Below are 21712 nucleotides of genomic sequence, written 5' to 3'. Positions count from 1 at the left end.
GCCTAACACACCTAATTTTTTATATTCCTAAGTTTGTGAGACTAAGCTGTTGTGTATTTAAACTGTGATTATAGCATTACCTTTGTTTTTAAGTTTACGTCCCCATTTAATAGATAACTGTCCTTCATTTAAAAGCTGATGTAATAAACACTCTAGCTCATCAACTGATTTAAAGAGTCGATGAGCTATATATTCTTTAGCTGAATGCCAGACTAATTCAATTAAATTATAATCTGGACTATATGCTGGAAGAAATTCTAAATAGACATTCGGCATTTCTGCTTTAATTTTTTCTAGGTACTCTTCTTTTTTGTGAAAACTTGCATTGTCAAGAATAATCAGGATCTTAGCTCCTTTTTCTACAAATTCTTCTGCTTGATTTCCCGCTAATACCCATTCATAAATTAGCTCTTGATAAAAACTTTTTAACACTTGATAAAAATTATCTGCATTTCCTTTATCCAGAAATTCTACAAATCTTTTTTTATCCGAGTACCTCAATCCTCCCATCACATTAACTCTTCCTTTCCTCCTGTCTCCTCTAATCTGTTTCCTCTTCCCTTTTTTACACCAATTCTTTCTTTTTATCACTCTTAAATTAAATCCACTTTCATCCCAAAACCATACCTGTAATTGTTCTGGACTTTCTTTTGCTATTTTCAAATATTCTTCTATTTTATCTTTAAATAATTTTCTTTTTTCTGGATCTCTTTTCTCTTCTAAGCTATACTTTGCCCACAAATAAACATACTTTTTTTCCTTTAATATCTTTCTCACTTGTGAACTACTTAATTTGATTCCTGTGATTTGTTCTAAATAAGTTGCCAATCTTTCTCCTGTCCATCTCCCAAATTCATATCCTAATTCTTCCGGTTCTTTTTCTACTGTTTCTAATAATATCTCTATATATTTGTCTGTGGCTTTTCTATAATTTCCTTTCATTCTTTCATCTTTTAGGCTTTCTAATTTGTCAGGGTCTCCATGTACACACCAATAACATACTTTGTTTAATGAGCAGCCCAAAAACTTGGCAATTTCACTTTGCTTTTTACCATCATTTAGCAATAATAAAATCAAGATTCTTTCTCGGATTTGTCCATTTTCTTCCTCTTTCAATCTTTTCTGTAGTTTCTCTACTTGCTTTTCATTTAAATGATTTTTAGCAGGCATCTTTTGATTGATTTTTCTAAACTTGGTTTTTCATTATACCCTATTTAGATGCTTAACAGCTTATCCGTTTCATATAAACTAAATGGTGTTAAATCCAAATCCACCAAGGCTTTAGTCACGGTACCCTTAATAGCAGAGACACCAAAATCAAAGTTCCAATTTGTAAACTCGTCAGTTCCATTCCCCAACACTGAATTGTAGGGGTTTGGTGTAATGGTAAAACCTCCGTTTTGCAAAGAAGTTGTATTTTTAACTTCTGGCTTTGAACTTCCTACCACCTCATCCGAAATCAGGGTCGCGGCTAAAGCTTGACTCGGTATTAATACAAATAAAAAGAATACAGTTGTTAAGGAAAGCTTGTTCAGGTTATTCATGGGTATAGCCTACTAAAGGGTAAAAATAAATCTCCCATTAGATCAGTATTTAGGTTTAATCTAATGTGAGTTTTTGGGTTGCCTGAACACCATCCTAAATTTAAATTATGAGTCGGTGTTAATAAGTTTGAGGGTTTTACTAAATCTTTAATTTAGGCGGGCTTCCATAAAATATTAAATTAACTTATAATTAAAATTCTATTTTAGCTCAAATTCTTTGTGATCTGTCAATTGAAGCACTTCTAAAGCTAAAAGTATTTTCCATTTAGCTTAAAAAATGTAGGATTCTATCTCTAAAAAGAGTGATTTTTTTAAAAAATTTAATTTAATAATTTGTTGCTGAATTCGATTAGATTTGATGATTTATAAGTGAAATTTATATAGTAGAAACACGGATTAAATAAAGTCATTTTTACAAAACTATGCCTTTAGGTCAATAAATTCTCAGTTGTATGCTACAGTCTGGCTATACTTATTGTTGAGCTTAAAGTGATAGATGGAGTCTAAATTTATAGATTGATTTTAAAAGGGTTGAAGGGTTTGTGTACTGGACTTACGCACCCTACGGGGTTTTATTTAATATATGGGGTAAATCAATTCCGACTTGATTATTGAAAATTTCCATATATCTTAAATCTTGTTTATCAAACTCAATAAATCATTGAAGTATTATATAAAAAATAAATTGGCTTTGTTAAAAGTCGTAGATTAATTTTATTCAACAGAATCTAATAGAGCAGGAATAGGAAAAGGCTTGACAGTCTAGGTTTGCTGAATCAGTCTTTGCCCTAACCTCCTTAGCCGTTGGTATATTAAGTAAAAGTAAAGAAACTTACAAACTCAACTCAATTAAGCTTGAATAAAAACTTAGATGTCTTTCCCTTTTTTCACTTAAGCAATATGAGAAAAAATGTTGTTTTACAGATTTTAGGTAACAATGATGTGAGGGTGGATTCAGAGCAAGGAACCTCCCAACTCGGTGCCTGTTATACCTTAGAAGATGTTCGAGACCTGGCGGCGGACAACGATCAAGAATTAGGGAATGACTTAGATCGGATTGATTTTGCTTTAATTAGAAACCTGTGGGAAAGTCGAGAACCTGATACTTTACTTCATTTTGTCATTCTTTTAACGAATCAGCAAGCTTGGATTGAATATCATCATATTTCTGGACAAGAATTGAGTAATGTAATTACGTCTGATGGATATTGGTGGCGAAATCTTTTAGAAGCTTGGTGTCAAAAACTAGGCATTCCCCATGATTTAATAATTTTAGATATTGATCCGAATTTAGATAATGGGGTTGCTAATTGGGATCAAATGGCAAAGTTTGTTGAACAACAATTAAATCCTAAATTTACCTTTAATTCCAAGGGTATTGTTTTCGAGAATACCTCGGATCATCCTAAGATTAATGCTCAGAAATTAATTGTACAACATAGTAGTGGAACCCCAGCCTTAAGTGGGGCGTTATATTTATGGGGACTTGAACAAAAGTTAGCGAAAAATCCGATTGAATTTGTCTATATGTCTCGCCAAGATTCTCAACCCTATTTTCATACGGGAACTCATTGGCAATGGCGGTTAAAAGTTCCACAAATTGAACAGTTATTAGAAACTCAAGATTTTTTGGGGGTAAAAACTTTAATCCAAGATCATCCTGATCATAACTTAAAAACAAAACTCGAACAATTAGATCGGGCTGTTTCTTTTAATTTATCGGCAAAACGGCAAAAGCTATCGGCTGAAGAGGATATTTTAGAACGAATTGCAATTGCTTTATGGAGTGAAAAAGCCTTTCGAGAACGGGGTCAGTGGATGCAGTGGTATTTAAGAATTGCTGGGTCTTTTGAATTAGCGATCGCTTGTTTAGTTCAACATCAAGGCGTAAATGATTATCACTGGGAAAGAGATCATGCCACTCAAAAACCGATTCTAAAATATCAAGAAAAAAACCAAAATTCACCCATAGAGTTTCGACTTGATATTACGCCAACGGTTAAGGATCTCCTCACTCAAGGAATTGCTTCAACCCACAGTAACTATTTGAATCGCAAAGTTAACTATATTACCGCTAAAATTACTGATTCTGCTTGGAACAATTTTAAAGAGTTTTACTGTTCAAACTGGATTACCCTTCAAAATAATACTCGAAAGAGTTTCTTACAACTCAGAAATGAACTGTATCACAGTTTATTAGGGGATTTAATTGATCAAATTTTAGATGAAAAAACCAAACAATTAAAAGGAGTCAATCACGCTGATCATCCGGCTCAAATTGCAATTGATTGGTTAAACTATATTGTCAAATTAGCCAATCTGACAACCCCTATTAATAGCAAAATCAAAGAATTTGAACAACTCGTTAATGATGTTAAACGGAGTCTCTAATGAAATTACAAGACTGGCTGAAACAACAACAACAATATTATGCAGCTTTGCCCCCCGATCAACCCACCTTAGCAACCCATCCTAGCTGCGGTACTTGGCAAACTTCAGAATATTTAAAAAATCAATTTTGGTGGGGGGGTGGGGCTTCTGTAGAAGCCTGCGAACAAATTCAACAACACAGTGATCTCACCCTAACTCAGATCGGCGTTTTGACCTTTGGCCCGGTGCAAAGCTTCCTCGCTGGAGGTCAACGCCTGCGGGACTGGGCCGTTGCGTCGTGGTTATGCCATTATCTCTGCGGGGTGGTTATTTACCATTGGGAGAAACAGGGAGGAAAGGTTTTAGTCCCCTTGCATCAGTCCTCTCCTTTACTGCAATGGTTAAACGGCGAAACCATTACCGATGAAAGCTTCTGGCAAGCTGAACTCCCTAATATTATTACTGGCTTATTTCCCGACGAACCCCAATGGTGGGAAAACTGTCAAACTATTCTCAACAACGAATGGCAACGGTTTTTAACGGCCCTAGAAACCGCTTCCATCCGCCATAACCCCCGGTTAAACGGCTTGGGATGGCAAGTTATTCAAGGAGATAACCTGAGTTTTTGGTCGGTTTATGGGGAGTCTACGCCGTTGCGGTCGGAGCACATTGTCGAAGATATCAAACTGTTGCATCATTCCGTTGATGCTCAAAAATTAGGCCGACAATGGCAAGGGAACTGGTGGGGAGGACGCACCAGTCCGAGTTCGGGGAGTTTATCGATCTGGCATCCGGGTCTGCAACCTGTGGAAGCGGGGGGAACTTGGGGACTACCGGATCAGGTATTAAAGGAATGGTGGGAAGGGATAGCGGAAAAAAGCTCCTTAGCGGGGTTATTTTCCCAAAGCGATCGCCTCAATAGCTTGGAAATGGTGAAACGCTTGGCTTCCGTCCCTGAAATTATCGTTCCCACCTTAACAACTTTATGGGGACAAGAACCCCCCCGATGTCCTTGGGATCAATTTCCAGATCGCACGGCGGCGGCGGCGGCTTGGGTGGCTGATATTGTGGATGCAGAACAGTGGAATACTGAAGTTGAAGCGCTGAGTGAATATTATCAGTCTGGATCGCCTTTTAAACCTTGGGGTATTCCCCAAATGGATCGTCAGTCTCCCCCCTATGCTCATCCGAGAGTTTTAGAGCGTCGCAATATTGATGCTGAGGAGGTGGAAGGTTGGGAAAATGATCTTCCCAACGGGTGGGAAAGTCCCGTGGAATGGACAGTGGGATGGCGCGGCGATGGGGACAATATGGGCAAATGGCTATCCGGTGAACAATATAAAAAACTGAAATTACCTTGGTCGAACTGGCATCCCAATGCCTCAACTATTGAACAATATCAACTCGGTTTTTCACCGCCTAATTTACCGGATCTAACTCGCCAGATGGAACTTCCCCATACTTTAGATCTATCGGTTTTGTTTGGATATTGGAACCGGGTGTTATACGACCTGACGGAACATCACCACAACGGACGGGTAATTTTTGCGGGTGGGGATGACTTCTTATTATTAGGGCCGATCACCGATGCGATCGCTCTCACATCCCAACTTCATCAGCTTTGGACGGGACAACCTACCCCCTTAACTCAACCGCTTGATCCCCCTGTAGCGGGTTGGGTGTCTTATCAAAATCAAATTTATCCTATCCCTAGCCCGAATATGACCTTTAGTTTAGGGGTGGTTATTGCCCAACGGCGTATCCCGCAGTCGTTATGGCATCGGGGGTTAAATGAAGCCTACAAACAAGCCAAACATCTCGGTAAGGATCGGGTTTGTGTGCAGGTTTTGTTTAACAGTGGTCAAAGTTTGGACTGGGTTTGTCCTTGGGTATTGTGGCATTTGTTAATGGCCGTTGAACCCGTCGGGGAGGACAAAACGGATCTGAACTGTTGGGAAAAGTTGTTGTTTTATTTGGACAGTACCCGCCTGGAAGAATATTCTCCCTCAACGGTTCGTTCCCTCATGGATACCCTGTGGGCGAGTGTGCATTTACCCCTGAGTTGGCAACAGATCGACCTTCTCGCCATCGGAAACACTAAGAGTCTGAAAACAGATCTCGGAAGTTGGCAATGGTGGAAAAACTGGATCGCCCTCCGGGGTTTCTTGGCGCGTCAACAGCGAGAACGAAATAACTGGCTTTCTCGTTTCTAGGTTCTACCTAGAAATGCCTCTATGCAGGCTCCGCCTGCTGAACACGGAGGCTCTGCCTCCCATAGACATTCCCAGGCGGGAGTCTGGGAACCAGGGACAAAATAACTGGCTTTCTCGTTTCTAGGTTCTACCTAGAAATGCCTCTATGCAGGCTCCGCCTGCTGAACACGGAGGCTCTGCCTCCCATAGACATTCCCAGGCGGGAGTCTGGGAACCAGGGACAAAATAACTGGCTTTCTCGTTTCTAGGTTCTACCTAGAAATGCCTCTATGCAGGCTCCGCCTGCTGAACACGGAGGCTCTGCCTCCCATAGACATTCCCAGGCGGGAGTCTGGGAACCAGGGACAAAATAACTGGCTTTCTCGTTTCTAGGTTCTACCTAGAAATGCCTCTATGCAGGCTCCGCCTGCTGAACACGGAGGCTCTGCCTCCCATAGACATTCCCAGGCGGGAGCCTGGGAACCAGGGACAAAATAACTGGCTTTCTCGTTTCTAGGTTCTACCTAGAAATGCCTCTATGCAGGCTCCGCCTGCTGAACACGGAGGCTCTGCCTCCCATAGACATTCCCAGGCGGGAGCCTGGGAACCAGGGACAAAATAACTGGCTTTCTCGTTTCTAGGTTCTACCTAGAAATGCCTCTATGCAGGCTCCGCCTGCTGAACACGGAGGCTCTGCCTCCCATAGACATTCCCAGGCGGGAGCCTGGGAACCAGGGAAATTGCCTCTTGCCTGTTCCCTTTCTTAAAGGAGATTAACCCATGACAGGATGGTACAAAATCATTCCCACAGGCCCGATCACCATCGGCAACTTAACGCCCGTCGGACAAAATAGCGGTCAAGTCGGTTGTCGCTGGCCCCCGAATGGGCATCAGTTGGCAGCTTGTTTGAATTTACCCAGTCAAAGTCAACTCTGGGGGCCGTTTTGGGAATATAACTCTAATTTCTATGTTCCCTTACCCTTGCCTGTTTATACCCTCGATCTCAATATCACTTCCCCGAACTTACCCACGAACCTGTATCGAATGCAGTGGAATGAACAGCAACAATGGCAGGTGCAACCGGAACACCGAAGCCAGGAATTTGAGATGATCGGAGGTCAATATTTAATACCGGGTAACACTTTACAGCTATTTTGGCAAGAGCAAAAGTTAATTTTCCAGTCGGGTACAGCCCCCGATAACGTGCTTCAGCCTTTACCTTGGTCGTCTCTAACCCTCAGCCATAACCGTCGCCAAGACTTTCAAGTGGTGGAGGAGGGGGGATTTTTTGCTGAACAAACGACTTTAATGGCCCCCGGATGGTCAATTTTAGTCAAAATTATCGGCGACTATCAACCCCCCGACTGGGGAATATTGGGGGCGGGAACCCCGGTTACTATGAGCCCTATTCAGGAAAAAAATACTTGGAAGTGGTTAACGGCCTCCTGTCCCCAACCCCAAGGGGGAATTTTACTGACGGCGGCTTTATGGCAACAACCGGGACGGAAAATTTCTGTGCCCAAACCCCCAGGGGTCAAGGCTTACGCGGCAGAAATGGGCATTCCTTGGCAGTCGTGGAAGAAGGTACGCGATCGCAAAGACCCTAACCGTCGGGTTTCGGTATTGACGCCTGGGGAATGGATGACGCCTGCGGGGGCGGTGTATTTATGGGAGGGAACGCCTCCGGTATCAGAGTCGGGGCCATATCCTGATGCCTTTCATCGGGATGCCTTGGGTTATGGACATTTATGGTTATTTTGAGGATTGCATCATGACTACAGAATGGTTAATTTGTCAAGAACCTGTGCATATTGGCGGCGCGGATAGTAGCAGTCGAGGAAATAATAACCCGATTTTTCGCCTGAGCGATCGCACTCCGGCTATTCCGGGGAGTTCTCTGCGGGGGGCTTTGCGGGAACACGCGGAACACACCCACGCCAATTTTGTTAATCATTGGTTTGGGGGTCAGGATAACGCTATTTCTCCTGGGGCGATCGCTTTAGGTTGGGGCTGGCCCGTTTGGTGGCCCGTTCATGTTTTGGGTTATGGCAACTGGTGGGTGAGTTGTTTACAATGGTTAAATCGTTTTCAACAATTATCTCAACAGTCGCCTTTGAATTTAGATCGAAATAAGGTTTTGATCACGGATAATTCGTTAAATAATCAAACGGTTTATTTGCGGTGGTTGAAGTTAGAAAAGGTACAATATCGCAACCCGAATGAAGGGCAAAAATTGCCTGTTCCCAGTTCTATTCCCAGCGATCGCTTAATTATTGTTCCTGACACCAGTATTAATTTATTTGTTGATATGGGGTTAGTCCGTCAACCTCGTGTTAGTTTGCATGATGAACCGGACGAAAAGGGCAATTTAGTTAAAAATTTGTTTGGGGTGGAAGGGTTTCCTCCGGGGGCGGTTTTTTTAACGTCTTGGACTACACGGGGTCAGGTTCAAAATGTCGAGGACTGGGAAAAGTTTCTCCATGATGAACATTATTTAGGCGGGTTATGGAGTGTGGGTTTTGGTCGAATTTTAATTGAAAAGATTTAAGGAGGAAAGATCATGTCGGTGACATCCTATGAGTTAGATCGAGAGGTTTTTACCCTCTTAAATGCAGGGGCAAATTCTCTGGGAGACTGGCAAGGCGCCGCCAGTGGAATTAGTGACTATGTGGCAAGTTGGGGCGTGGAACGATTTTGGGCGATGTCTCGTTCTCCGGTGTTATTAGGAGGCGGTGTTCCCAATGCTGCGGGGGGTTCAGACGAACAACGCCGTTATTTTGCTTGGGGTGTGGCGCGAGTGGTGTTGTGTAATATTGTCGGAATTCATCTGAATATTAAGGCGGATATGACAACGGAACAATTTCAAGAACGGTTCAGAAGTTTGAATTTTAATCAGCAGGTTTTATTAACGGATTTGTTAATCGAAATTTCTGATACGATTCAATTCTGGACAATGCGAATTAAGGACGCGAAAGACTCTAAATTGCCTGTTTAATTTGGGTTTAATTAAAATTAGTAGGGGTAATTCATGAATTGCCCCTACTTAAAATATCTTAGCCCTGAACTAAAGTTCGGGCTAAAAGCTAACGTTATCTAAAGATAACTCAAGACTGAATTTTATTAACCCGTTTTAACGGGTTTTCGCTTTTAGCCTGAAATTTATTTCAAGGTTTTTGGCTTCCTAATGGAAGTCGCTACATTAATAGAAGACTTCGACTAATTTGTATTGGCTACGTTTCAACACCTTTTCTTCCTAATAGAAGTCGCTACTGAACTGACAATGAGTTTTTGGAAAACATTCCGAGTTTCAACACCTTTTCTTCCTAATAGAAGTCGCTACCAATGGGGACTTATATGTCCTTGCACTTGAAGTAAGTTGTGGTTTCAACACCTTTTCTTCCTAATAGAAGTCGCTACTTGCTCCTGTTGCTCCTACAACTACAAGCGTTTCTGTTTCAACACCTTTTCTTCCTAATAGAAGTCGCTACACGTTCAAAGCTTACGAATTCTCAAACGGATTAATGTTTCAACACCTTTTCTTCCTAATAGAAGTCGCTACCCCTCTATTCTACAACCTAGACGGGGCAATCTATCCAGACACCGTTTGCGAGACTCAAACAAAACCCAACTTTTCCCCCCAGAAACAACCATTGTAAAAACCCTATAACCCTTACCCAGAGAGCTATCGAGACTCCCAACAGCACAATCGACATCACAGCCATTTTCCCTCAGCCTCGCAAAACTCAACCATAAATTTTTCTAAACTCCAAGTTCGGTAAACTTCTCTCCACATTCGGATCAAAAACCGTCACCAAACAAAAACCCGAATGTTCCCGCACCCCATACCCCGAAGGTCGGTTATTAGAACTCCCGCACCAAACCGGACGGTTAGCCGCCTTAGTGCTACACACCCCATGCACCAACTCTTCCCAGGCGTCCGCTTCCCCCCGCCAAATACTGTAAATGCGTCCCGGTTGCGGCGTTTTAGTCGGTTGAAAACCCCAAACTTTCGCCAGTTGACGCACCTGCTGATCAATACTGTGGCTAAGTTGCTTTAAATAGGAAGCCGGATCACTCGTAAACCCAGAGTCCGACGCCAACGACGTCACCGTAAATTCACTTCCGCGAAACCCACCAAAACGGTCTAAACGATGGGGAGGACGTCGCCAACCGGGGCCAAGTCCCCCCAAACGACTCGCTAAATTTAATAAATCTCCCACTAATTGATAATATTCGGAGTTACAATCCACATTAATAATCCAAGTTTCATGGGCAGTTTTAGCCGGAATATTCGCATAATCATTTCCGGCGCTAATTCTAGGAATTTGATACAGATAACTCGTTAACCGCAATTTTGCTAAAGTTCCCAACCCTCCAAACAATTTTTCTGTTAAAAGTTCGGCCTGTTTCCGGGGTAAAAAATCCAAAGCAAAACGGATAAAATAACCCCTTAAAGTGGCTCGTAAAACTTGCGGACTCCAGCGATATTCTCCCGTTTGATTTTGTTTAGGATTATGCGATCGCACACAAGGTTTCATTCCTGTTAAATGAAGTTCCCATTTTCCCGTCGGAATACTGGTGGCTAACCGTCCAAAACCCGAAGCCGTCCCCCGTCCTATTCCTCGGCGTTCTAACATTTCCTTGAGGCGAATTTCTAACCAAGTTTTTTCCGCAGGTTTCGGGGTATTTTTTAATAACACTTGTAAGCGAAAGCGATCAGGTTGAGGATGGGGAGGTTTAGGAGAAACTTGCCATTGTAGACTCAATTTATTACTTTTTTGATCAAAAATTTGCCATTCCTGTTGAGCATAAAGAGGAAAGGCTTTTAAATCCTTTAATAAAATACTTTCAAACCGAATTTTTAGAGGTTGCCAACCGTTTAAATTGGGTTCTAAAAGAGTTAACCAAAATTGTTGTTCTTCGTGAGGAATTTCTGACCAAATCGTTCTAATATATTTTAATAAAGAACCCCGGACACTGGAACCGGGAATATAGGGAACGCCGCCAATTTGTGCAGGTAAAATTGCTCCTTCTGGAAAACTCCCTCCCCCAACTTGAATGGGACTGAGAATCTGTAATTTATCTAATTTTACCGTAAAATTTTTACCCGCCTCTCGGTAAATTGTTCCATTCCAAGCGTCTCGGACTTCGGGTATATCCACTTGATTTGCTTTCGGTGTCCAACCCTTTTTTTGTTCCTCGTCAAGCTCGTACCATTTGGGTAATTCCGTCGGTAAAGATGATGGCATAATATTGACCTCAAATTGCCATATTTTTTATTATATAATAATATTGTCTATATTCAACATTCAATCTAAAAATTCGTAGGGGTTGGGTCTCCCAACCCTCTTGGTACTATTGGGGTTATAAATTGATTGGAAGGGCGAGAAAACCTCGCCCCTACATTGATTGATTGGAAGGGCGAGAAAACCTCGCCCCTATATTGATGGGAAGGGCGAGAAAACCTCGCCCCTACGGGGAAATCATATATTAATCTTAATATTGGTGGTGCGTGCGCTGCGCTTACGCACCCTACGGGTTAGGTTTTATTCAATACATGGGGTAAATCAATCCCGACTTGATTATTGAAAATTTCCATATATCTTAAATCTCGTTCATCAAAACTGACTTTTAAATAATCAGGAATATCATAAATATCTTTCGGATGATAAGGGGGATAATTTCCGGGTTTGCGTTTATTCAGTAATTGCGTTACTCCTAATAATTCCCCATCAAAACTTAAAATTGGCATACACAATAAACTACAAGTGCGATAACCCGTTTCTTGATCTGTTCCTTTTGCAGTTTGGGACTCAGGATGATCATAAACATCAAAAGGAATCATAATCGGTTTTTTCATTTGGGAAACTTTTCCTGCAAATCCTTCATTTTTATAGATATAAAAGGTTTCTATTGTGCCATCAATTCTCGGAATTCTTGTCCATAATTTATCAGGATCATAAGCATCGACTAACCACAGGGTACTGCGATCCGCATTGGTTAATTTTTTAGCAGATTCTATCACTGTATACAGAATTTTTTCAGGATCAAAGCCAATTTGACGCACGGAATTAATCGCCGATCTTAAAGTATCTGTAGCCCGTTGTTTTTGCAGGGTACTAATTTCTTGATGGAAAGATTGACATCCCTCTAAAACTTTAATAATAAATTCTGAGCGTTTGTGAAGTTGTTGCAGATCTTCGGGGGTAAATCCTTCTTGATTAATTGGCTCAGAATTTAAAACGGGAGAATCTATTAATTTATTCAGCAGACGAATAACTGCAATTACTTGTCCGTCAGAATTAATAAACGGAAAAAATAAAGCATTGTGTAACTGTTCGCGTAAATGAAATCGCACTCCAACTTGAAACCAAGGATCATCTAAGTTAGAAATTGAGTTCAGGACTAAACTAGAATTAGAATTGAGTAGTCTTTGGGATAAGTTAACATCAGCCTCAATAATCACTTCAATTAGATGGTTAGAATTATTGATATCGGGAATAATTGACCAAAATTCCTGTTTATCACTATTAAAAATAAAAATATCTGTTTGAGCAACCCTGAGCAATTTACTAATGGATTGCATCATAAATTCTAAAATATTATATAAAGTGCTATAAAGTTCTTCATCTTTCTGGCTTCCCACCGCTTGACTTAACATCGCCAAGGTATGATAAACCACTTTTTGCGATTGAAATTCAGCTAATTTTTTTAAGCGTTCATGAACTTTTGCATATTGTAAAATCACCCCGACTCGTTCATTAAAAACCTGCATGGACTGACGATCATTTTTATCAAAACTGGCTTTAAATTTTTCGGGAGCTTGGGGCCACAAAGCCGAGTTATAATCAGGATAATTACCCGGATTCAATTTATTAACTAATTGAGTCACTCCTAAGAGTTCTCCATCGGGATTTAAAACAGGCATACACAATAAACTACAGGTGCGATATCCGGTTTCTAAATCCGTTTCTTTGGAGGTTTGGGAATCAGGATGTTGATAGACATCAAAAGGAATAATAATCGGTTCCCTCGTTCGTGCCACTTGACCCGCAAACCCTTCATTAATATGAATTCGTTTTTCAATTAAAGTACCATCCATTTGTCGAATTTTTGTCCAGAGTTCCTGTTTTTCTTCATCCACTAACCACAAGGTACTACGGTCAGCATTCATTAAGTTTTTAGCCGCATCCATCACCCGTTGTAAGATTTCTTTTGTATCTAATTGACTCCCATCTAAAGAACGAGTCGCTTCTGCTAAAGCGGCGGTTGCTTGTAATTTTCGGCTGGCTTGACGACAGGATTGACAACTTTCTAAAAACCGTCGAATATGAGGAGCAAATCGCGTTAATTGTTCTTCATCCGCTTGGTTAAATCCTTCTTCTTTAACCCGTTTAGCTAAGGGTTCGGATTCAAACAGATTAGCTTTGAGTTTATTCAATAATTGAATAACCGCCACAACTTCTTTCGCGTGATTACAAATAGGATACGCTAAGACATTATAGGTATGATAGCCATATTTTTGATCGGCTAATTTGACTAAATTAGAACGAGGATCATCATAGACATTGTGAGGAATATTAATAATTTTTTTGGTTTTTGCGGCTTGTCCAGCAATTCCTTCTCCAACGGGAACTTGAATATTAAGGAATTCATTCGTTTGATTTTCAGCGACTAAAGACCACAGTTCGGTTTTTTCTGCATTTAATAGATAAATGGTAGCGCGATCCGCTTTTAATAAATCTCCTAATTTTAGGGTAATTTGCCGTAATACTTCATAAATGACTTCATCAGAACTGCTTCCCTCAGCGACTCGACGAATTTGGGTTTCTAAGAGTTGAACTTTGAGTTTAGCAAGGGTTTGGATAAATTCGGGTTCAATAATCGCTAATTCATCGCGTAACTCGGCTAAGGCTTTTTGACACCAACTCGAAGTAAATACCTCTTTATAAATCCGATTTCTAATTTCTAAAATTCCTTCTCGCTTACTGACTAAACCCGATAACCGCAGTTCCATTTGTTCAAGACTATTATCGGCTAATATTTTTCCTTTTTCTCTAATTTTTTGATATAATTTTAATAAGTCAATACTGCGATTTTTTTGACGAAGTAGCCGATCTCGAATGGTTCTTAAATGTTCCGGTTCGTCTTGGTGTTCCCAATTATTAATCACCTGCGATCGCACAAATTTCTCGACCCATTCCGCCTCGGAACCCAGGGGAATCTGATCAGGACATTTAACAATTAATTTACAAATTTTTTGGGTTAAAAAGGGTTGTCCTGATGTCCAATCAAGAACGGCATCTAATAACGCTTGGGGATGTTCGGATTTCAGTTTTAATCCTTCCGCAATGGGTTGAGCTTCGTGGGATTGAAACCCATGTAATTCAATGCCATAACCACAATCAAAAGGTAAACTATTATAGTTGGCATCCTTCATCAAATCATAGGGAGAAGCCACCCCTAAAATGGCAAAGGTTAAACGGTTATATTCGGGAAGATCGGCACGTTTATTATAACAAGCTCTGAGTAATCCTAAAAATTCATTGGCTAAGTCTGGTAATCTCAATAAACTATCAATTTCATCAATAAAAATTATAATATTTTTTTCAATTAATAAAGGATGTTTTAATAAAATATCATGAATAAATTTATTAAAGCGATTCATCGGGGATAAATCCGATTCTCGACAGCCTTGTTTAAAACTATCAATGGATTCTAAAAGATTAAAGTTCTCAGCTAAACTATCAATAATATCTGCATAAAATTGTTTGCGGGTTAAGTCGGAACTAATAATTGCCGTTAAATCAATAGACGCACAAGCTAACCCTTGTTCTTGAAGCTTACGCATGGTTTTAACGCGCAAACTAGATTTCCCCATTTGACGACAAGTTAACACATAACAAAACATTCCTCCCATAAGTTGATGATATAATTCATGATCAGCTTTTCTCCAAACATAAGTCGGAGAATCGGGGGGTAAACTGCCACCAACTTTATATTCATAATTCATACCTACCTCCAGGGAATTGTATAGCAGGTAACAACCCTTACCCCAGTATACATTAAGAATAAAAACCCCATAAAGATGTATTGTAAATACTGTAGAGTATGCTATATTATAGAAAAGAGTAAAAAGGTTAACCAACTCGTTTAACCAGACGTTCAAACCAACTAAACCTTTCCCAGTAACAAATCATGTCTACTAATTTCAAACCCTCCAAAATAGAAAAATTCTGGCTATCTATTGGTACAGTAGTTATTGGCTGTTCTGCTAGTTTTGCTGTGTCTAGCCCAGCTTTTGCTCTCGATATTAAAGCTGGCCCAATCTGGAATAATGATGATGCCAAAGTGAAGTGTCCAGTCGCTGTTGAAGTTTATGATGTTGAATGGAATGGTCAGTGGAAAACCACTGTAGAGGGAGAAATGTCGGTTTGTGGTACTGACGCGACCTCTCTACCTAATATTGGCTTACCCGGAGATGTGAATGCTGGCCCGATCTTGAATGATAATGATGCAAAAGTTAAGTGTCCAGTAGCAGCAATCGCAGCGAATGGCACTTGGAACGGTCAGTGGAAAACGACTCTACCCGGAAAAATGTCAGTTTGTAGTATTAAATAAGCCACCTCTTATCATCATAAACTCATAAATAATCAAAGCAGTGGGTCATTGTTTCGACAGTGACTCACTACGGAGTCTTTATTCTACTGAAATCTGATAAACCTGCATAGAACCAATGCCTTTTAACTCTCTAAATTCACTCTTAATAATATTCAAACCCAGATGACGTTTAACAGCTTCATAAACCATTGAAGAAATACAAATTCCCCTCGGATACGCTTCAACTTGCAAACGTGCTGCAATATTTACCCCATCTCCATAGACATCATTCCCATTAAAATAAACCTCGGCGAGATGAATGCCAATTCGATGTTCTAAAACCGCATCAGAGGGTAATTCAGAGGCAGCGGTTATCAATGTTTTTTGAATTTCTTGCGCGCATTGAACCGCTTTTACCACCGAAACAAAATACATCAGTAACCCGTCTCCTACTGATTTTAAGACCTGTCCTTCAAATTGTTGACATAATCGCGTCATTAAATTCAAATCTCGAAAAACTGCTGCTAAGGTTGGTTCCTGATTTTGATGATGTTTTTGTGCGGAATCTTTGACATCAGTAAACATAATAGCCGCTAAAATATTTCTCGTCTGCTCAGGAATAAGTTCTAGGTTTTCTAATCGTTTTTCTGCTGAAGGCAATGTGAGCAGGGAAGATTTTAAACGATCTCGAAAATATTCTCGATATAAGATTTTTCTAATTTCTACTTGATTTCCTTGCAAATAAACTAACCCCATACTATTGAGATCAAAGGCTAATTTTGATTTTAACTCAATAGGTTGTTCCGATTCAACAACGGTTCTAAATGCTTGTGCGAGTTCAGGATATTTTTCTAAATTCCAAAGGTGTAATCGTAAATAATCCGCATAAATTCCCGTATCCTTGGGAGCGTCTTCTAAAATTTGTTTTAAACTTATTTTTTCTCGCACCATTTTATAAAAAGCAACCCGCAATAAATGGGGATGTCCTCCCAACATCTCCATCAATTTCTCTATTTCAAAAGGCGTTAATTTAAACCCATGCCTCCGAGCAAGTTCCTGGACTTGTTGGGTATTTAATTCTGGGAGTTTGGCATCTAATCCTACATTAAAGGGAGATTGATGAATATCTAAGGGAATATAAACTTCCGTTCCGTGAGCAATAATTAAATGCAGGTTTTTCCAAATCTCAATTTGTTTAGATTTTTCATGCCAAGCTCTCAGTAAACCAAAAAAATCATCAGCAATTTTTTCATGTTGAAAAATTCGATCAACCGCATCTAACCCTAAAACCAAAGGCTGTCCTAATTTGGGTAATAAATACCGAGCAAAATAGTTTGTACAATTATTTTTACTTCCTAATTCTTCATCCCAATATTGATTGAGTTGCATGGGGAGTTGTAAATCATCCGCCACCATTGCACAAAAACGCCGTAAGAATCGATTCAAATCCGCAAAAACTTCATTATCCGTTAACTCAAAATTCACAACAACGGTACGACAACCTTGACGTTGAGCATGGTTTAAGAGTCTCGCCATTAAAGAAGTTTTTCCCATCTGTTTTGGCCCTTTAATGCGAATTAAACTTCCGGGTTTGATAATTTCTTCATAAGCTTGAGATTCAATCGGAGGACGTTCAATATAAAAAGGAGAAAATAAATTAACTTGACCACCGGGTAATTCTAGCTCAAAATTTAGGGTTTCCTGAGATTTTTCTAAGGCTTGATTTGAGGAATTAAATTTATTTTGTTTTTTGAATAATTCTTGTAAAATTAACCGCACCGTTTTAATCCCAACTCTTTCTCCCGTTGCGTCTGAAAGTAGTTTCCATAAGTTGGGAGCTAAAATTGTTTGAACCGTATTTTCACTATACCCGATGATCCGAATTTCCTTGAGTTTAGCACCCAGCAGTGCTTGTCTGAGGATCGCCTCTTGAACTTGATCCAAAGGATTTTGAGTTCGATTAATAACCAGATGTTTAGCAAATGTAATTAGCTCTAAGACCTCTACATCCATGATCAGGCCCTCTTGCTTCCCCTTTTTCTTTTACTCTACTTTGAAATTTAACCCGATTTTAAAACCCTACCAAGTTATTTAACTTTAGTAGGGCTTTAGAAGGTTTAGCGTTTAAACCGCTTCAGTAACTCTGAGTAAAGCAAATTAGTAACCTTGCTCATCAATTTAGCAATGATGTAATTGATGATAAACCACGCCAATTGCATTATTTGACATCTGAGTTAAGTTTTTTCGTCCACTTTCGCCCAATAATCCTCCTAAATAGTGCCTAAATCCTTTTTTTTGAGATGGATTCTTCAATATATCATCGAACCTAGCACACCATCTCTCAAAGCATGGTGGCATAGCCGAGGGAGTGGTTTCTTTCATAAGGGTTACTCAATGTGAAATACTTACCCTATTGATATTATAGGCGTTTTATTCCTCTTTTTTGTTTAAGTCCCGCTTAATTCTCAATGCTCAATATCAGAAAGTTAGGCATTTTCGTTGTAGGGATTTGCCTTACAATGAAGGTTTGGACGGAATTTAATTTCAAACAAACCATGAGTGTAGCAGACGAGAAAACCGTAGTTCGGGATTATTTTAATAGCACAGGATTTGATCGGTGGCGACGAATCTACGGTAATGGTCAAGTCAATAAAGTTCAACTGGATATCCGTCAAGGACATCAACAAACCGTTGATCGAGTCATAGATTGGTTGAAAGCCGATGAAAACCTACCCGGTTTAACCATCTGTGATGCGGGATGTGGGGTTGGCAGTTTGAGTATTCCCTTAGCAGAAGCCGGTGCCGTTGTGTATGGGAGTGATATTTCCGAAAAAATGGTAGCGGAAGCCTATGAACGGGCTAAAAACCGCCTCAGCGTGATCCAAAACGTTACCTTTACGGCTCAAGATTTAGAAACCCTCCAGGGTCGGTATCATACTGTGATTTGTTTGGATGTCTTGATTCATTATCCTCAAGATCAAATTCCTGAGATGATTTCTCATCTGTGTTCCTTAGCAGAGTCTCGTGTAATTTTGAGTTTTGCGCCAAAAACCTTAGCCTTAAGTGTTCTCAAAAAAATTGGGGAATTATTTCCAGGGCCGAGTAAAACCACTCGTGCTTACCAACATCGAGAAGCAGATATTGTTAAAATTTTTAGAGACAATGGTTTCTCCATTCAACGACAAGCTATGATTGGCACACGCTTCTACTATTCGCGCTTAATGGAAGCAACACGCACTTAAAATTAGGGTCGGCAGGAGGGAGATCAAAGATCAAAAGATTGTTCTGTATCTTCCCCTGTGATTGTTGCCTTGATGAGTGTTCTGCTCTCTCTGCTGGGGAGGAAAAACAATGCAGTTCCTGAAGGTGATCACTGCGAGTTTATTAGTTCCGGTTGGAATGGGTTGTCTCTTGGCGATCGCCACTGAATTGATCAATCCTCATTCAACGGCTGATAGCAAACTCAGTATTATTTTAGGCGGATTAATCTTAGGTTTACCGTCCTTGGGAATCGGCGGATGGGTGGCTTGGGATTGGTATCAAGAACGCTCTCAGAAAATTCAAGCTCGTTCTCGACGGATTCGTTCTATTTTTTGGCATCTAGTCCAAGTTCAAGGCGGAGAAATTACGGTTCAAAAATTAGCACAATATACCCATTTATCTCGTTTTGAAGCTAAAGCATTTTTAGATCAAAAAGCCCAAGAATTAAATGGCACATTTGAAAAAAAATCAAATGGGGAAATTATTTATCATTTTCAGGTCGAATAAACTTGAGTTTAACATTCTACTTAAACGAATAAATCGGCAAGGATAACCAGAAACATGACTTTTAAAGCTTCCAATTTCTTGAAATCCGGCTTTTTTATAAAACGCGATCGCTCGTTGATTTCCAGCCATAACAATTGTATAAGCGGGGGAACCAATCAGCTTTAAAGCTAAGTTTAATAACCGTTTACCAATGCCTTGATTTTGATAATCAGGATCGATATATAATAAAGCAATACAGTTGCGATCTATTGCAACAAAACCAACAATCGTTTTCCCTTTACAAGCTACAAATTTATCATAAACATAGCAAATTTGATTCGCATTGGGATTGTGCGCTAGAGGGGTCATCGCCCTTAAATCACAAGATCCCAAAAATTCCGCAGGTTGAGCGCGATCGTGAACGCAACAAATTAGTGGCCAATCTTGATCTAAATAAGGGCGAATTTTAATCATTTTTGTTCATTATTAAACAAATTTTGGGCGTTCTAAACCTTGAGAAAATAACGTTTTAAACTCAGCTTTTTGGGTTTCTGATGTCATCATTTGTTTCCAGGTTTCATAGAAGAAAAAGGATGTTCCTGCAAATTTGCGATCACGGGTTAGTTGGATTTGTTCTTTTACAGTAGCAAAGGACATCGGTTTAATTCTAAGCCCCGTTAAAATGCCAATACTCACAGGAATATGGCTTTTGGCTTCTAACAGTTCAGGACGTTTTAAATCGGCTAAAAAGCCATTCATATCCTCTCGATAGACTTGTAAGACTAATTCTTCTAAATAGCCTTCCTGTTCCCAGGTTTTCCAATCTTGTAAAAATTGAGAATAAGCATACAAATAAGGATTGGGAGATAAAGATAGAATACAATTCGGTTTATAATCTTTAATTACCCAGAAAATTCGAGTTAAAAATTCCGTAATTTTTTTCGCCCTCCAACTCACCCAATTTGCCTCTTTAAAATCCCCTGGAGGAGTTGAATTTCCCGTTTCTTTCTGATATAATTTAACGGTAAATTCATCATAGCCTAAATCAACGGGTAAACCAAAGTGATCATCGAGTTGAATTCCATCAATATTATAGGTTTTGACGACTTCAATAATTAATCCTAAAATAAATTGTTGCACTTGAGGATGGAATGGATTTAACCAAACTTGATTAACTTGACTTTCTTTATATCCTTTTGTCCCATCTTGACGACAAGTAATCCAATGGGGACGAAGTTGTGCAATTTTAGAATCTGGGGGAACCATAAATCCAAATTCCAACCAAGGAATGATACTCATTTTTCGTTCTTTAGCTAAAGGAATCATTTCCTGAAGAATATCTCGATCTTTTAATTCAGGAATTGGATCTATTTTAATTCCCGTAAACCGTTCCATTAAAACACTGGGATAAAGGGTATAACCTTCATTCCAAATAGTCGGATAAATAGTATTAAACTTGCATTCTGCTAATAAATTAAACGCTTCTGTTAACGCATTTTTAGACAACAGAACATCACTATCAATATTGGTTAACCAAACTCCTCTTAATTCTCCGGTGGGAACGGAAATAATGGGCGGTTTCACAATATATTGTTCTGGAATGGTTAAAGGTTCATTTTGTTGACGCAAAGCTTGACAAAAAAATACAGCCACTTCCCCACGAGTTGCAGGTTTATTAGGGTTTAAAAGCTTCACCTCTGGATAATTAACCACTAACCCAGATTCAATCGCCGCAGCAACAGCATTTCTCGCATAATTGGGAATATCTTTAGCATCATTTAAGCTTTCATTTAAGGTTTTAACAATAGATTGAGTGGGTTCATAATTTAATCCCTTAACTAATGCGACTAAGGCTTGAACTCTGGGAATATTTTGTTGCGGTTTAAAACTTTGGTCTTCATACCCACTCATAAACCCAGTTCGATAGGTTTTTTGAATCACACTATGAGCCCAAAATTGCGACGAAACATCCTTAAATTCGATGGGTTCTCGATTCTCTAAAAGTTGAGGAAAAGCTTTAATCAGCATTGTCGCAAATTCGGCCCTTGTGACGGGTGCATCGGGTTTAAAACTGCCATCTCGATAACCTGTGATGATGTTTTTATTGGCTAAATTTTCAATACTGTCTTTAGCCCAATGAGTGGTTATATCTGTAAATTTTACCATAAGGAATTCAATTGATCAGGGGTTTTCAGTTGAGGAAGAGATCGTTTATAGGTTCCAGTTTCAGGGTTAATCTTTCAGAACAAAACTACACAA

At 39.7% G+C, this 21712-nt stretch carries 15 protein-coding genes, 1 pseudogene and 1 CRISPR repeat array; of the genes and pseudogenes, 8 read left to right on the top strand and 8 right to left on the bottom strand.

Annotation, left to right across the window (positions count from 1 at the left end):
* Positions 1-57: 57 nt before the first annotated feature.
* Positions 58-1170, bottom strand: coding sequence for an IS630 family transposase (locus NMK36_RS03735; protein ID WP_254172743.1), 1113 nt, complete (start codon positions 1168-1170; stop codon positions 58-60).
* A gap of 44 nt (positions 1171-1214) precedes the next feature.
* Positions 1215-1544, bottom strand: a complete 330-nt coding sequence (locus NMK36_RS03730; RefSeq protein ID WP_254173021.1) for a hypothetical protein — start codon at positions 1542-1544, stop codon at positions 1215-1217.
* Positions 1545-2444: 900 nt separating this feature from the next.
* Between NMK36_RS03730 and NMK36_RS03725 the strand changes: the two genes are divergently transcribed.
* From NMK36_RS03725 to NMK36_RS03705, 5 genes are all read left to right on the top strand, one after another.
* Entirely contained in the window at positions 2445-3935 is a 1491-nt protein-coding gene (locus tag NMK36_RS03725) for a hypothetical protein (protein ID WP_254173020.1), read from the top strand.
* Positions 3935-6127 (top strand): Cas10/Cmr2 second palm domain-containing protein, encoded by a 2193-nt coding sequence (locus NMK36_RS03720; protein WP_254173019.1) that lies wholly within the window; start codon positions 3935-3937, stop codon positions 6125-6127. Before NMK36_RS03725 ends, NMK36_RS03720 begins: the two co-directional genes overlap by 1 nt.
* 759 nt (positions 6128-6886) lie before the next feature.
* On the top strand, positions 6887-7867 hold the full coding sequence (locus NMK36_RS03715; protein ID WP_254173018.1) for a hypothetical protein: 981 nt from the start codon (positions 6887-6889) through the stop codon (positions 7865-7867).
* Positions 7868-7877: 10 nt separating this feature from the next.
* On the top strand, positions 7878-8654 hold the full coding sequence (locus NMK36_RS03710) for an RAMP superfamily CRISPR-associated protein (RefSeq protein ID WP_254173017.1): 777 nt from the start codon (positions 7878-7880) through the stop codon (positions 8652-8654).
* A gap of 12 nt (positions 8655-8666) precedes the next feature.
* Positions 8667-9101: a hypothetical protein gene (locus NMK36_RS03705; RefSeq protein ID WP_254173016.1), complete on the top strand. Its 435-nt coding sequence runs from the start codon at positions 8667-8669 to the stop codon at positions 9099-9101.
* Positions 9102-9340: 239 nt separating this feature from the next.
* Positions 9341-9665: a CRISPR direct-repeat array (repeat unit 36 nt; unit sequence GTTTCAACACCTTTTCTTCCTAATAGAAGTCGCTAC).
* A gap of 184 nt (positions 9666-9849) precedes the next feature.
* On the opposite strand, the gene NMK36_RS03700 is transcribed toward NMK36_RS03705, so the two are convergent.
* Both NMK36_RS03700 and NMK36_RS03695 read right to left on the bottom strand, forming a co-directional pair.
* Positions 9850-11355 carry an RAMP superfamily CRISPR-associated protein gene (locus tag NMK36_RS03700; RefSeq protein WP_254173015.1) on the bottom strand — a complete coding sequence of 502 codons (1506 nt, stop codon included), beginning with the start codon at positions 11353-11355 and terminating at the stop codon, positions 9850-9852.
* Positions 11356-11645: 290 nt separating this feature from the next.
* Positions 11646-15119: a GAF domain-containing protein gene (locus NMK36_RS03695; RefSeq protein ID WP_254173014.1), complete on the bottom strand. Its 3474-nt coding sequence runs from the start codon at positions 15117-15119 to the stop codon at positions 11646-11648.
* Positions 15120-15304: 185 nt separating this feature from the next.
* Here NMK36_RS03695 and NMK36_RS03690 point away from each other — a divergent pair, with 185 nt between their 5' ends.
* Positions 15305-15727: a mannan-binding lectin gene (locus tag NMK36_RS03690; RefSeq protein WP_254173013.1), complete on the top strand. Its 423-nt coding sequence runs from the start codon at positions 15305-15307 to the stop codon at positions 15725-15727.
* A gap of 78 nt (positions 15728-15805) precedes the next feature.
* Here NMK36_RS03690 and NMK36_RS03685 read toward each other — a convergent pair whose 3' ends face one another.
* Together NMK36_RS03685 and NMK36_RS03680 are read right to left on the bottom strand one after the other, a co-directional pair.
* A complete protein-coding gene (locus tag NMK36_RS03685; RefSeq protein ID WP_245824289.1) occupies positions 15806-17719 on the bottom strand; it encodes an AAA-like domain-containing protein in 1914 nt (637 codons plus the stop codon).
* A 171-nt stretch (positions 17720-17890) separates the two neighbouring features.
* Positions 17891-18088, bottom strand: a pseudogene (locus tag NMK36_RS03680) (IS701 family transposase); the annotation flags it as partial.
* A gap of 173 nt (positions 18089-18261) precedes the next feature.
* On the opposite strand from NMK36_RS03680, the gene bchM reads away from it, so the two are divergent.
* Complete coding sequence (gene bchM, locus NMK36_RS03675; RefSeq protein WP_072720465.1) at positions 18262-18948, top strand: magnesium protoporphyrin IX methyltransferase; 687 nt, start codon at positions 18262-18264, stop codon at positions 18946-18948.
* 109 nt (positions 18949-19057) lie between these two features.
* Positions 19058-19474: a hypothetical protein gene (locus NMK36_RS03670; protein ID WP_072720316.1), complete on the top strand. Its 417-nt coding sequence runs from the start codon at positions 19058-19060 to the stop codon at positions 19472-19474.
* Here the strand turns inward: NMK36_RS03670 and NMK36_RS03665 are convergent.
* Together NMK36_RS03665 and NMK36_RS03660 are read right to left on the bottom strand one after the other, a co-directional pair.
* Complete coding sequence (locus NMK36_RS03665) at positions 19436-19927, bottom strand: GNAT family N-acetyltransferase (RefSeq protein ID WP_072720317.1); 492 nt, start codon at positions 19925-19927, stop codon at positions 19436-19438. The two genes, NMK36_RS03670 and NMK36_RS03665, sit on opposite strands and share 39 nt — an antisense overlap.
* Positions 19928-19939: 12 nt before the next feature.
* Positions 19940-21619, bottom strand: a complete 1680-nt coding sequence (locus tag NMK36_RS03660) for a glycoside hydrolase family 10 protein (protein WP_254173012.1) — start codon at positions 21617-21619, stop codon at positions 19940-19942.
* Positions 21620-21712 lie beyond the last annotated feature (93 nt).

Source organism: Planktothrix pseudagardhii, from assembly GCF_904830925.1.
Lineage (GTDB): Bacteria > Cyanobacteriota > Cyanobacteriia > Cyanobacteriales > Microcoleaceae > Planktothrix > Planktothrix tepida.
Note: the sequence above shows the minus strand (reverse complement) of the source record. Positions and strands in the feature narration are given on the sequence as shown.

Bases quoted from the DNA above. Each gene is read 5' to 3' on its own strand.
- NMK36_RS03695 (WP_254173014.1), bottom strand. From the start codon at position 15,119: ATGAATTATGAATATAAAGTTGGTGGCAGTTTACCCCCCGATTCTCCG.
- bchM (WP_072720465.1), top strand. From the start codon at position 18,262: ATGAGTGTAGCAGACGAGAAAACCGTAGTTCGGGATTATTTTAATAGC.
- NMK36_RS03670 (WP_072720316.1), top strand. From the start codon at position 19,058: ATGCAGTTCCTGAAGGTGATCACTGCGAGTTTATTAGTTCCGGTTGGA.
- NMK36_RS03735 (WP_254172743.1), bottom strand. From the start codon at position 1,170: ATGCCTGCTAAAAATCATTTAAATGAAAAGCAAGTAGAGAAACTACAG.
- NMK36_RS03725 (WP_254173020.1), top strand. From the start codon at position 2,445: ATGAGAAAAAATGTTGTTTTACAGATTTTAGGTAACAATGATGTGAGG.
- NMK36_RS03685 (WP_245824289.1), bottom strand. From the start codon at position 17,719: ATGGATGTAGAGGTCTTAGAGCTAATTACATTTGCTAAACATCTGGTT.
- NMK36_RS03700 (WP_254173015.1), bottom strand. From the start codon at position 11,355: ATGCCATCATCTTTACCGACGGAATTACCCAAATGGTACGAGCTTGAC.
- NMK36_RS03715 (WP_254173018.1), top strand. From the start codon at position 6,887: ATGACAGGATGGTACAAAATCATTCCCACAGGCCCGATCACCATCGGC.
- NMK36_RS03720 (WP_254173019.1), top strand. From the start codon at position 3,935: ATGAAATTACAAGACTGGCTGAAACAACAACAACAATATTATGCAGCT.
- NMK36_RS03705 (WP_254173016.1), top strand. From the start codon at position 8,667: ATGTCGGTGACATCCTATGAGTTAGATCGAGAGGTTTTTACCCTCTTA.
- NMK36_RS03710 (WP_254173017.1), top strand. From the start codon at position 7,878: ATGACTACAGAATGGTTAATTTGTCAAGAACCTGTGCATATTGGCGGC.
- NMK36_RS03665 (WP_072720317.1), bottom strand. From the start codon at position 19,927: ATGATTAAAATTCGCCCTTATTTAGATCAAGATTGGCCACTAATTTGT.
- NMK36_RS03660 (WP_254173012.1), bottom strand. From the start codon at position 21,619: ATGGTAAAATTTACAGATATAACCACTCATTGGGCTAAAGACAGTATT.
- NMK36_RS03730 (WP_254173021.1), bottom strand. From the start codon at position 1,544: ATGAATAACCTGAACAAGCTTTCCTTAACAACTGTATTCTTTTTATTT.
- NMK36_RS03690 (WP_254173013.1), top strand. From the start codon at position 15,305: ATGTCTACTAATTTCAAACCCTCCAAAATAGAAAAATTCTGGCTATCT.